We start from the raw sequence: 12,137 nt of genomic DNA on the forward strand, positions 1-12,137 counted from the left end.
ATGCGCCTCCGTTCCCAACTGCCAGTATGAGCGGCTCGGCGGCCTGTGGTCCCAGCCCTCTCATGCGCCGACTATTTTGCTCTCATAGCCGACTTGGCCGTTTAGCGTTATGCTATTTGGTGATTAGACCGTTAAACGACTAATCACAGATGCATATGTCTACCGGGCGCCAGGGGGCCGAGTCGATCATGAAACTACAGCAGCTGCGCTACGTCTGGGAGGTGACTCGCCATAACCTCAACGTGTCGGCAACGGCCCAGAGCCTGTTCACTTCGCAGCCCGGTATCTCCAAGCAGATTCGCCTGCTCGAGGATGAGCTGGGAGTGGAGATCTTCGCCCGCAGCGGTAAGCACCTGACCCGAGTCACTCCCGCTGGGGAAGCCATCGTCGAGCTGGCCGGAAAGGTGCTGCGGCTGGCCGACAATATCAAGCAGGTGGCCCAGGAGCATAGTGATGAACGCCGAGGCAGCCTCTCCATTGCCACGACACATACTCAGGCCCGCTATGCCCTGCCGCCGGTGATCGGCGAATTCACCCGTAAGTATCCTGATGTCGCCTTGCACATGCAGCAGGGCACGCCCAAGCAGATCGCCCAGATGGTCAGCGATGGAATGGCCGATTTCGCTATCTGCACCGAGTCGCTGGAACTGTTTACCGATCTGATCTTGTTGCCCTGCTATCGCTGGAACCGCTGCGTGCTGGTGCCGCGTGGGCATCCCTTGGCCGATGGAGGCGAGCTGACCCTCGATCGCCTGGCCGAGCAACCTATCGTGACCTACGTATTCGGCTTTACCGGGCGTTCCCAGCTTGATGATGCCTTCCGCGCCGGTGGGCTCACACCCAATGTGGTCCTTACCGCCGCCGATGCCGACGTGATCAAGACCTACGTCAGGCTAGGTCTGGGGGTTGGTATCGTGGCTCACATGGCCTATGACCCCGAACTCGACGATGACCTGGTCGCTCTCGAGGCGGGCCATTTGTTCGAAAGCTCTGTGACCAAGATCGGTATCCGCCGTGGCACCTTCATGCGCGGTTACATGTACGACTTCGTCAAGGGCTTCGCCGGTCATCTCGAGCGCGATCTGGTCGATGCGGCTCTTGCGGCAGGCCCGCGGCACGAGGCCGATCTATTCGAGCACATAGCCCTTCCGGTGCGTTAGACCCTGCTTGCTGGCCGACCTATGCCGGCCGACTTTTCGCGCAGCCGAAAAAAAGGCGGGCCAAATTTTGCTCGGCCCGCCTCGAAAGAATGTTCCGGTGAAAGGTCAGTGCTGCAGGTGCAGGCCGCACTCTCGCTTCTCCTCCACCTTGGTGGGGTCGAAGTAGTCGAATTCGTTGGGCAGAGCGTGCCGCTGCAGGTACTGGTACATGTCGCGGGCGCTCCAGTGCAGCAGAGGCGAGACCTTGAGCAGACCATTGGCGTTCTTGCTGGCGGGAGCCATGCGGGCACGCTCGGGGGTATCTTCGGCACGCAGCGCCGTGAACCAGACGTCAGGTGCCATCTCGCGCAGCGCACGTTCGAACGGCTCGAGCTTCACTTCGCGAGTGAAGGCTTCGTGGCGTGGGTCGTCGATGCTCGGCATTGGACCTTCCACGGCCTCACGGTGAGCCCGCGTGCGCTGCGGCAAATAGGTCACCAGGTTGAGATCGAGGCGCTTGACCAGCTCATCGGCAAACCGATACGTCGCATCGGTATTGTATCCATGATCCATCCAAACCACCGGAATGTCCGGTCGCTGACGCGTCACCATATGCAGGATGACGGCCTCGAAGGGACGGAAGTTGGTGGTGACGATAGGGCGCTGGCCCTGCTCCAGGGCCCAGCGGATCAGTGCGTCCGGATTGTTGCCTAGTTCCTGATTGATAGCGTCGAGTTCTGCCATGGGGGCTCCAGGGTCGTTGACGGCAATTGGACATACCCTATCAAAGGCACCAGATCGGCCCCCAATACCGTTTCATTGGATTAATATTCCCAAATGGATGGTTTGTTCTTCTTCTTATTCCATATCGAGCTTTGTATCTGACAGAGCCTCCATGAGGTGGCGAATCTTGTCCAGAGTCTCGGTGTATTCCGCGTCGACATCGGAATCGGCCACCAAGCCCCCTCCGCCCCAGAGATGAATCTGCCCGGCATCGGCAACGGCGGTACGAATGGCAATAGAGGTATCCATGTTTCCACGCACGTCGACGTAGCCCAGGCTGCCGCAGTAAACGCTGCGTCGGCTGGGCTCCAGTTCGTCGATGATCTGCATGGCCCGGACCTTGGGAGCACCGGTAATCGAGCCTCCGGGGAAGGCGGCGGACAACAGGTCGAGAGGACGACGCCCTGTTGCCAAGTCGCCGCATACGATGCTGACCAGATGATGAACGTTGGCGTAGCTCTCCAACCCGCACAACTGCGGCACCCGAACGCTGCCCGGACGACATACGCGGCCCAGGTCGTTGCGCAGCAGGTCCACGATCATTACGTTCTCGGCGCGGTCCTTGAGGCTGACGGCCAGCTCACCCGCCAGGCGAGCGTCTTCTTCGGTAGTGCTACCGCGCGGGCGGGTGCCCTTGATCGGTCGGGCCTCGACATGCCCATCGGCCCGGCAGTGCAGAAAACGTTCGGGCGAAAGCGACAGGATGGCCTGTTCCCCCTGGCTCGTGCGCCAGGCCTGGTAGCCGGCGAACGGTGTCGGTGTGGCCTGGCGCAAGCGCAGGTAGGCCGACCACAGGTCGCCGCGGTATCGAGCGCTGAAACGCTGCGCCAGGTTGATCTGGTAGCAGTCGCCGGCACGGATATAGTTCTGGACGGCAGCGAATCGCTCGGCGTAGCCGTCGCGATCCAGCTCGCCTTCGAAAGGGGACAGAAGCTGAAAGTCAGTGGTTGGAGGTGTGGGCTGTCGTAGCCAATCCAGCACCTGGTTGCGTCTGTCGGAAGTGGCTATCAGCCAGCTTTCCCTTTGCTGATGATCCTGAATCAGCGCCCAGTCGTACAGTCCGATACGGCTGGCGGGTAGGGAGACGACCTGGCTCGATGACTCTCCTACCGGCTCGAGAGAACGGCCGAGGTCATAGCCCCAATAGCCGATCAGGCCGCCCAGGAAGGGCAGATCGCTCTCTGGGAATTCAAGTGCCAGCCCTTCCAATAGCTCCTGCTGAACCAAGAAAGGGTTGCGGCTGTCGCGTACCTGGTTGTCTACCCGAATGATGCCTTGCCCGTCTACCGTCAGCACCGACACCGGGTCGCTGCTGATGATGTCGTAGCGACCACTCGGTGCGGCAGGCTTGCCACTATCGAGCAGAACGGCCCCGGGGTGTCGGCGCAGGGACGAAAAATAGTCGAGCGGATCATCCCGATAGGGGAGCGAGCTGATTTGAAGTCTTTCAGTCATCAATGGAGCCTTCCAGAACAGGCCCTCATTCTAGGGGGCAGGATGTGTTTTGTCGTGAGGGCCGTTGCCTTGTTAACGATTCTGCCGTCAACGCTGACAAGATTGTCGACATCGGAGGCAATGCCCATGCCTCGGCGTACAACCAAAGGCGTAGCAAATCGCGCCAACAGGAAGGTTGACCGAAGGTGAGGCAATGTCTAAAGTCTTTTCATCCTCCAATTGTCGACAATTATCATGAACTCAGTCGCTCCTGAACAATCTCCACCCGAAGTTCGCACACTGGCCGAGCGCGTCTTCCATCAGCTGCAGGATGCCATTGTGCGTGGCGAGCTGGCGCCGGGAAGCAAGATCACCGAGCCGGGCCTGTCCAAGACCTACGGCATTTCCCGTGGCCCGCTGCGCGAAGCGATGCGTCGTCTCGAGGCCCACCGCCTGATCGAGCGGGTCCCGCATGTCGGGGCCCGGGTGGTCAAGCTCTCGATGAAAGAGCTGCTGGAGCTGTTCGACGTGCGCGAAGCGCTGGAGAGCATGGCTGCACGACTGGCCGCCGAGAACATGACCCGTGAGGAGATTGCCGGGCTGCGCGAGGTGCTTTCCGTGCACGAACGCCAGGCGGACCTGCAGAGTGGCGAGGCCTACTACCAGCGCGAGGGCGACCTGGATTTCCATTATCGCATCGTCCAGGGCAGCCACAACCGCATGCTGATGACCATGCTGTGCGATGACCTCTATTACCTGGTGCGGCTCTACCGCACCCAGTTCAGCGCCAGCGGCACCCGGCCCCAGCGCGCTTTCGTCGAGCACCATCGCATCGTCGATGCCATCGAAGCGGGCGACGCCGAGTTGGCCGAACTGCTGATGCGTCGCCACGTCAGCGCCTCGCGGGCCAACGTGGCCGACCGCTACGCCGAGATTCTCAAGGAGCAGGCCGAGGCCACAGCCTGAGGCCGGTCCGAACGAACACAGAGGAACCTACCATGACACAACCTACCCCAGGCGCTCGTTTTCGTGCCGCACTTGAGGCCAGCCGGCCGCTGCCCATCGTCGGTACCATCAACGCCTATACCGCAATGATGGCCGAGCGGGTTGGCCACCAGGCCATCTACCTTTCCGGTGGCGGCGTGGCCAATGCCTCGTTCGGCCTGCCCGACCTGGGCATGACCACCATGAACGATGTGGTGCAGGATGCTCATCGCATCTGTGGCGCCACCGACCTGCCGCTGCTGGTAGACATCGATACCGGCTGGGGCGGGGCCTTCAACATAGCCCGCACCGTCAAGGAGATGCAGCGTGCCGGGGTGGCCGCTGTGCACCTCGAAGACCAGGTGGCGCAGAAGCGCTGCGGCCACCGCCCCAACAAGGAGATCGTCACCAAGCAGGAGATGGTCGATCGAATCAAAGCCGCCGCCGATGCACGCATCGATCCCGACTTCTACTTGATTGCGCGTACCGATGCTTTCCAGAAGGAGGGGCTCGACGCCGCCATCGACCGCGCCAGCGCCTGCATCGAGGCCGGGGCCGATGCCATCTTTGCCGAGGCGGTGCATACCCTTGACGATTACCGGGCCTTCTGCCATCGCGTCGACGCGCCGATCCTGGCCAACATCACCGAATTCGGCGCCACGCCGCTGTTCAGTCAGCAGGAGCTCGCCGAAGCGGGTTGCCGCATGGTGCTTTATCCGCTGTCGGCCTTCCGCGCCATGAACGCGGCCGCATTGAAGGTCTATCAGAGCATTCACGACAAGGGGCATCAGCGTGACGTGGTCGAGCTGATGCAGACCCGTGACGAGCTTTACGATTTTCTCAACTACCACGCTTTCGAGCAGAAGCTCGATGCGCTGTTCGCAGAAAATCAGCTCGCCGAAAAGGGTTCAGGCAACTGAGCCTGGCCCGTTACGACGACAAGAAAAAAGCCAGACCAAGGAGACACGACATGGCAGATAAACCCAATGCTGGCGCCGGCCTGCGTGGCCAGAGTGCGGGGAGCACGGCGCTTTGCACTGTCGGCAAGACCGGCTCGGGCCTGACCTACCGCGGATTCGACATCAAGGAGCTCGCCGAGAAGGCGCGCTTCGAGGAGGTCGCCTATCTGCTGCTCAAGGGCAAGCTGCCCAACCGGGCCGAACTCGATGCCTACATCACCAAGCTCAAGGGAATGCGGAGCCTGCCGGCAGCACTCAAGGCGGTGCTCGAGCAGATCCCGGCCGATGCCCACCCCATGGACGTAATGCGCACCGGCGCCTCGATGCTCGGCAACCTCGAGACCGAGGAGAGCTTCGACGAACAGCAGGACGTCTCCGATCGCCTGCTCGCGGTGCTGCCATCGATCATCTGCTACTGGTATCGCTACAGCCACGATGGCGTGCGCATCGAGACCGAGACCGACGACGAGTCAGTGGGCGCTCACTTCCTGCATCTGCTGCGCGGCGAGGCGCCTTCCGAGCTACACGCGCGGGTGATGAACGTCTCGCTGATACTTTATGCCGAGCACGAGTTCAACGCCTCGACCTTCACCGCCCGAGTATGCGCCTCGACGCTCTCCGACATGCACTCCTGCGTGACCGGCGCCATCGGCTCGCTGCGTGGCCCGCTACACGGCGGTGCCAACGAGGCGGCCATGGACATGATCGAGAACTGGACGTCGCCGGAAGAGGCCGAGCGCGAGATCATGGGCATGCTCGAGCGCAAGGAGAAGATCATGGGCTTCGGGCATGCGATCTATCGCGAGTCCGACCCACGCAACGCGATCATCAAGCGGTGGTCGAAGGAGCTGGCCGAGGACGTGGGCGATACGGTCCTGTACCCGGTTTCCGAGCGCGTCGAGGAGGTCATGTGGCGCGAGAAGAAGCTGTTCTGCAACGCCGACTTCTTCCACGCCAGCGCCTACCACTTCATGGACATTCCCACCAAGCTGTTCACGCCGATTTTCGTCTGTTCGCGCGTCACCGGCTGGTGTGCCCATGTCTTCGAACAGCGCGCCAACAACCGCATCATTCGCCCCAGTGCCGACTACATTGGTCCCGAGAAGAGCGAGTGGGTGCCGATCGAGGAGCGCGACTGAGTCTCTCCTCCCTCAGCAAGGGCGGCCCAAGGGTCGCCTGTTCCCCGCCTGACCCAACATCACGCGAAGACCGTCGATCCATGAATACTCAATATCGCAAACCGCTTCCCGGCACCGCGCTGGACTACTTCGACGTGCGTGCGGCCGTCGAGGAGATCCAGCCCGGTGCCTACGATGCTCTGCCCTACACTTCCCGAGTATTGGCCGAACAGTTGGTTCGCCGCTGCGAGCCGGAACTGCTTACCGATGCACTCAAGCAATTGATCGAGCGTCGCCGCGATCTGGATTTTCCCTGGTATCCGGCGCGGGTAGTCTGCCATGACATCCTCGGCCAGACGGCACTGGTCGACCTGGCCGGCCTGCGCGACGCCATCGCCGAGAAGGGCGGCGACCCGGCCAAGGTCAATCCGGTGGTGCCGACTCAGTTGATCGTCGACCACTCGCTGGCCGTCGAATGCGGCGGCGACGATCCCCAGGCATTCGACAAGAACCGTGCCATCGAGGATCGCCGTAACGAGGATCGCTTCCACTTCATCGACTGGACGCGCACCGCGTTCGAGAACGTCGACGTGATTCCCGCCGGCAACGGCATCATGCACCAGATCAACCTGGAGAAGATGTCGCCGGTGATTCAGGCCCGCGACGGGGTGGCCTACCCGGATACCTGCGTGGGTACCGACAGCCACACCCCGCACATCGACTGCCTGGGTGTCATCGCCATCGGCGTCGGTGGCCTCGAGGCCGAGACCGTGATGCTCGGCCGCCCCTCGATGATGCGCCTGCCCGACATCGTCGGTGTGGAGCTGACCGGCAAGCGTCAGCCCGGTATCACCGCCACCGATATCGTGCTGGCTATCACCGAGTTCCTGCGCCAGGAGCGGGTGGTGGGGGCCTATCTGGAGTTCTTCGGCGAAGGGGCCGAGAGCCTGACCATCGGCGACCGTGCCACGATTTCCAACATGACACCGGAGTACGGTGCCACCGCGGCAATGTTCTACATCGACGAGCAGACCACCGACTACCTGACCATCACCGGTCGTGAACCGGAGCAGGTAGCATTGGTGGAAAACTACGCCAAGACTGTGGGGCTGTGGGCTGACAGCCTGAAGAGCGCCGAGTACGAGCGCGTGCTCACCTTCGATCTCTCCACCGTCGAGCGTAACCTGGCCGGGCCTTCCAACCCGCACCGTCGCCTGCCCACCTCGGCGCTGGCCGAGCGCGGCATTGCTGCCAACCTGGAGCAGGCGCTGGCCGAGGAGAGGGCCGGCAGGATGCCCGATGGTGCGGTGATCATCGCCGCAATCACCAGCTGCACCAATACTTCCAACCCACGCAACGTCGTGGCCGCAGGCCTGCTGGCAAAGAAAGCCAACGAGCTTGGCTTGGTGCGTAAGCCGTGGGTGAAGTCGTCGTTCGCCCCTGGATCGAAAGTCGCTCGCCTGTACCTTGAGGAGGCCGGACTGCTGCCCGAACTCGAGAAGCTCGGCTTCGGTATCGTCGCCTACGCCTGCACCACCTGCAACGGTATGTCCGGTTCGCTGCGTCCGGAAATCCAGCAGGAGATCATCGACCGCGACCTCTATGCCACCGCGGTACTCTCCGGAAACCGTAACTTCGACGGTCGCATTCATCCTTATGCCAAGCAGGCCTTTCTCGCCTCGCCACCGCTGGTGGTGGCCTACGCCATTGCCGGCACGGTGCGCTTCGACATCGAGAAGGATGCGCTGGGCTACGACAAGGACGGTAAACCCGTCACGCTCAAGGAACTATGGCCGTCCGACGAAGAGATCGACGCCATCGTCGGCGAGTACGTCAAGCCAGAGCAGTTCAAGCAGGTTTATATCCCGATGTTCAATCTGGATGAGGTGGAAGCGGCAAAGAGCCCGCTATACGACTGGCGGCCGCAGAGCACCTACATTCGTCGCCCGCCCTACTGGGAGGGCAACATGGCGCGCGAGCGGGGATTGAAGGGCATGCGGCCGCTAGCGATCCTGCCGGATAACATCACCACAGACCACCTGTCGCCGTCGAACGCCATCATGCTGGACAGCGCGGCGGGGGAGTACCTGGCCAAGATGGGCCTGCCCGAGGAAGACTTCAACTCCTACGCCACCCACCGCGGCGATCACCTCACCGCGCAGCGCGCCACGTTGGCCAATCCCAAGCTGTTCAACGAGATGGTGCGCGACGACAACGGCGACGTTGTCCAGGGCTCGCTAGCGCGTATCGAACCGGAAGGCAAGGTGACGCGCATGTGGGAGGCCATCGAGACCTACATGGAGCGCGGCCAGCCGCTGATCATCATTGCCGGGGCCGACTACGGTCAGGGTTCGTCACGTGATTGGGCGGCCAAGGGCGTGGCGCTAGCAGGCGTCGAGGCCATCGTTGCCGAGGGCTTCGAGCGTATCCACCGCACCAACCTGGTGGGCATGGGCGTGATGCCGCTGCAGTTCGAAGAGGGCACCACGCGCCACACGCTGAAGCTCGACGGCACCGAAACCTACGACGTGGAGGGCAAGCCGGCGCCGGGAGCGAGCCTGACCCTGGTCATTCATCGCACCAATGGCAATACCGAGCGCGTACCGGTTATCTGCCGCCTGGACACCGCCGAGGAGGTCTCCGTCTACTCCGCCGGCGGCGTGCTGCAGCGCTTCGCCCAGGACTTCCTCGAGTCCGAAGCCGAAGCGACGGCCTGACCTCAACGTCTCGTGAGCGCCCCGGTGTTTCCTGCCGGGGCGCTTCGCGTCAATTCAGGAAGCGATTTTCATGGCACATGTTCCGCAGATTCGAATTCCTGCCACCTACATGCGTGGTGGTACCAGCAAGGGCGTTTTCTTCCGCCTGGGTGACCTGCCCGAGGCGGCACGTCAGCCTGGCCCGGCCCGCGATGCGCTGCTGCTGCGAGTGATCGGCAGTCCCGATCCCTACCAGAAGCAGATCGATGGCATGGGCGGGGCTACCTCGAGCACCAGCAAGACCGTCATTCTCTCGAGAAGCGAGAGCCCCGATCACGATGTCGATTATCTGTTCGGCCAGGTCTCCATCGACAAGCCCTTCGTCGACTGGAGCGGCAACTGCGGCAACCTGTCAGCCGCCGTGGGTCCCTTCGCCATCAGCAACGGCCTGGTGGATCCCTCGCGCGTCCCTGAAAACGGCATGGCCACGGTGCGCATCTGGCAGGCCAATATCGGCAAGACCATCGTTTCGCGAGTACCGATCACTAACGGTGAAGTCCAGGAGACCGGGGACTTCGAGCTCGATGGCGTGACCTTCCCGGCTGCCGAGGTGGCGGTGGAGTTCATGGATCCTGCCGACGGGGACGGTGCCATGTTCCCCACCGGCAACCTGATCGACAGGCTGGAGGTGCCCGATATCGGCACGCTCGAGGCGACCATGATCAACGCCGGCATCCCGACCGTCTTCGTCAATGCCGATGCCATCGGCTACACCGGCACCGAACTGCAGGAAGCGATCAATGGCGATACCAAGGCGCTGGCCATGTTCGAGTCCATACGTGCCCACGCTGCGGTGCGCATGGGTCTGATCAAGGAGGTCGCCGAAGCGGCCGAGCGCCAGCACACGCCCAAGGTCGCCTTCGTCGCGCCGCCGGCCGACTACATCGCATCGAGCGGCAAGGCGATCAAGGCGAGTGATATCGATCTTGTGGTGCGCGCGCTCTCCATGGGCAAGCTGCATCACGCCATGATGGGGACGGCGGCGGTGGCTATCGCCACGGCGGCGGCGGTGCCCGGAACTCTTGTCAATCTGGCCGCGGGTGGCGGCGAGCGCAATTCGGTGCACTTCGGCCACCCTTCCGGCACCTTGCAAGTAGGAGCCGAGGCGGACAGTGTCGGCGGCCAATGGACGGCGACCAAGGCCGTGATGAGCCGCAGTGCCCGTGTTCTGATGGAGGGATGGGTGCGCATTCCCGGTGACGCCTTCTAAGGCTTTTTGACAGGCATTTCGCGCCCTGAGTCGCAAGGCTCGGGGCGTTTTCTATAGTGAAGGGAGTCGACAGCGAATCTGTGACAGGAGATAGCATGAGCGCCACCGTCGAACGCAACGTCCGCCCCGACTACGACCCCGAGCTACAGAAGATTGCCGACTACGTGCTCGACTATCGTATCGAGAGCGAGGAGGCGCTGGACACCGCACGCAACTGCCTCATTGACACCCTGGGCTGCGGCCTGCTGGCGCTGCGCTTTCCCGAATGTACCAAACACCTGGGACCTCTGGTCGAGGGGACCGTGGTGCCGAATGGCGCCCGGGTGCCGGGTACCTCCTTCCGTCTGGATCCGGTCAAGGCGGCCTGGGACATCGGCTGCATCATTCGCTGGCTCGACTATAACGACACCTGGCTTGCCGCCGAGTGGGGGCATCCTTCCGACAACCTTGGCGCTATCCTCGCGGTGGCCGATTATCTCTCACAAAAACGGATCATTCAGGGTGAGACACCGCTCATCATGCGCGATGTGTTGGAAGCGATGATCAAGGCGCATGAGATCCAGGGTGTGCTGGCACTCGACAACTCCTTCAATCGGGTTGGGCTCGACCACGTAGTGTTGGTGAAAGTCGCTTCCACCGCAGTGGCAGCGCACATGATGGGAGCGGATCGGGAGCAGCTGCTCTCGGCCCTGTCGCATGCCTGGGTGGACGGGCAGAGCCTGCGCACCTATCGCCATGCACCCAATGCCGGTTCGCGCAAGAGCTGGGCAGCAGGGGACGCCACGTCGCGCGGCGTGCGTCTGGCCGATATCGCCCTACGTGGAGAGATGGGTATTCCCGGTGTGCTCAGCGCGCCGCAGTGGGGCTTCTACGATGTCCTTTTCTCCAAGACCAATAAGGATCAGAAGCTCAAGCCCGAGAATGAGCGGCGCTTTACCTTCCAGCGCGAGCTTGGCACTTACGTGATGGAAAATATCCTGTTCAAGATCGCTTTCCCGGCAGAGTTTCATGCCCAGACCGCTTGCGAAGCAGCGGTTCGCCTGCACGCACAGGTCGAGGGCCGCCTGGAAGATATCGAGCGCATCATTATCACCACGCATGAGTCGGCAATACGGATCATCTCCAAAGAGGGAGACCTGGCCAATCCTGCGGACCGTGACCATTGCCTGCAGTACATGGTGGCCGTACCGTTGATCTTCGGTGATCTGACCGCCGAGCACTATGAGGACGATTTCCATCATCAACATCCCCTCATCGACACCCTCAGGGCGAAGATGGAGGTGGTTGAAGAGCCTCGCTATACCCAGGACTACCTCGCCTCTGACAGGCGTTCCATCGCCAACGCCATTCAGGTCTTCTTCCGGGACGGTAGCTCCACGGAGTGCATCGAAGTGGAATACCCCATTGGCCACCGCCGTCGGCGCGACGAAGGTATCCCGGTTCTCGAGGAAAAGTTCAAGCGCAACTTGGCGACCCGTTTTCCAGCCGGACGAAGCGAGAGGATATTTGCTCTATGCAAGGATCCCAATCGCCTCGAGGCAATGCCAGTGAACCGCTTCGTGGACCAATTCGTCATCTGAGGTAACCAAAGGCGGAAATACTTGTTCTCCGTCATGGCAGCGCGCCAAATCCTGAACTATATTTTTTTGACGCCAAGGGTTGCGTGTATCCTCGGTTAACCGTAAAGTACGCATCCGCTGCCGGCGACGGGCAACGTAGCCAGCGGTGGGAAGAGTGGTAAGTGGCTGTCCCGC

Annotated in this window: 9 protein-coding genes; 7 read left to right on the forward strand and 2 right to left on the reverse strand. The window is 62.0% G+C overall.

The genetic code is table 11. From position 1 onward, the window contains the following. Positions 1 to 188 precede the first annotated feature (188 nt). Positions 189 to 1,160, forward strand: coding sequence for an HTH-type transcriptional regulator CysB (gene cysB / locus HBJ55_RS21955; protein WP_167120352.1), 972 nt, complete (start codon positions 189 to 191; stop codon positions 1,158 to 1,160). Positions 1,161 to 1,265: 105 nt separating this feature from the next. Here the strand turns inward: cysB and HBJ55_RS21960 are convergent, their stop codons facing one another. Further along, positions 1,266 to 1,883, reverse strand: a complete 618-nt coding sequence (locus HBJ55_RS21960) for a phosphoadenosine phosphosulfate reductase domain-containing protein (protein WP_167120355.1) — start codon at positions 1,881 to 1,883, stop codon at positions 1,266 to 1,268. Between the two features lie 114 nt (positions 1,884 to 1,997). Beyond that, complete coding sequence (pabB, locus tag HBJ55_RS21965) at positions 1,998 to 3,377, reverse strand: aminodeoxychorismate synthase component I (protein ID WP_167120358.1); 1,380 nt, start codon at positions 3,375 to 3,377, stop codon at positions 1,998 to 2,000. A 234-nt stretch (positions 3,378 to 3,611) separates the two neighbouring features. On the opposite strand from pabB, the gene HBJ55_RS21970 reads away from it, so the two are divergent. The 6 genes from HBJ55_RS21970 (at position 3,612) to prpD (ending at position 11,963) form a co-directional block, all read left to right on the forward strand. Beyond that, positions 3,612 to 4,322, forward strand: a complete 711-nt coding sequence (locus HBJ55_RS21970) for a GntR family transcriptional regulator (protein WP_167120361.1) — start codon at positions 3,612 to 3,614, stop codon at positions 4,320 to 4,322. Positions 4,323 to 4,354: 32 nt separating this feature from the next. Beyond that, entirely contained in the window at positions 4,355 to 5,260 is a 906-nt protein-coding gene (prpB, locus tag HBJ55_RS21975) for a methylisocitrate lyase (RefSeq protein WP_167120364.1), read from the forward strand. 50 nt (positions 5,261 to 5,310) lie between these two features. Beyond that, a complete protein-coding gene (gene prpC / locus HBJ55_RS21980; RefSeq protein WP_167120365.1) occupies positions 5,311 to 6,438 on the forward strand; it encodes a bifunctional 2-methylcitrate synthase/citrate synthase in 1,128 nt (375 codons plus the stop codon). An 80-nt stretch (positions 6,439 to 6,518) separates the two neighbouring features. After that, positions 6,519 to 9,134, forward strand: a complete 2,616-nt coding sequence (gene acnD, locus HBJ55_RS21985) for a Fe/S-dependent 2-methylisocitrate dehydratase AcnD (protein ID WP_167120368.1) — start codon at positions 6,519 to 6,521, stop codon at positions 9,132 to 9,134. Positions 9,135 to 9,204: 70 nt separating this feature from the next. Further along, the gene (prpF, locus tag HBJ55_RS21990) at positions 9,205 to 10,383 is read left to right on the forward strand and encodes a 2-methylaconitate cis-trans isomerase PrpF (protein WP_167120371.1); all 1,179 of its coding nucleotides are present in this window, start codon (positions 9,205 to 9,207) and stop codon (positions 10,381 to 10,383) included. 95 nt (positions 10,384 to 10,478) lie between these two features. After that, on the forward strand, positions 10,479 to 11,963 hold the full coding sequence (gene prpD, locus HBJ55_RS21995) for a 2-methylcitrate dehydratase (protein WP_167120374.1): 1,485 nt from the start codon (positions 10,479 to 10,481) through the stop codon (positions 11,961 to 11,963). Positions 11,964 to 12,137: the final 174 nt, after the last annotated feature.

The organism is Billgrantia bachuensis, from assembly GCF_011742165.1.
GTDB classification, from domain to species: Bacteria; Pseudomonadota; Gammaproteobacteria; order Pseudomonadales; family Halomonadaceae; genus Halomonas; species Halomonas bachuensis.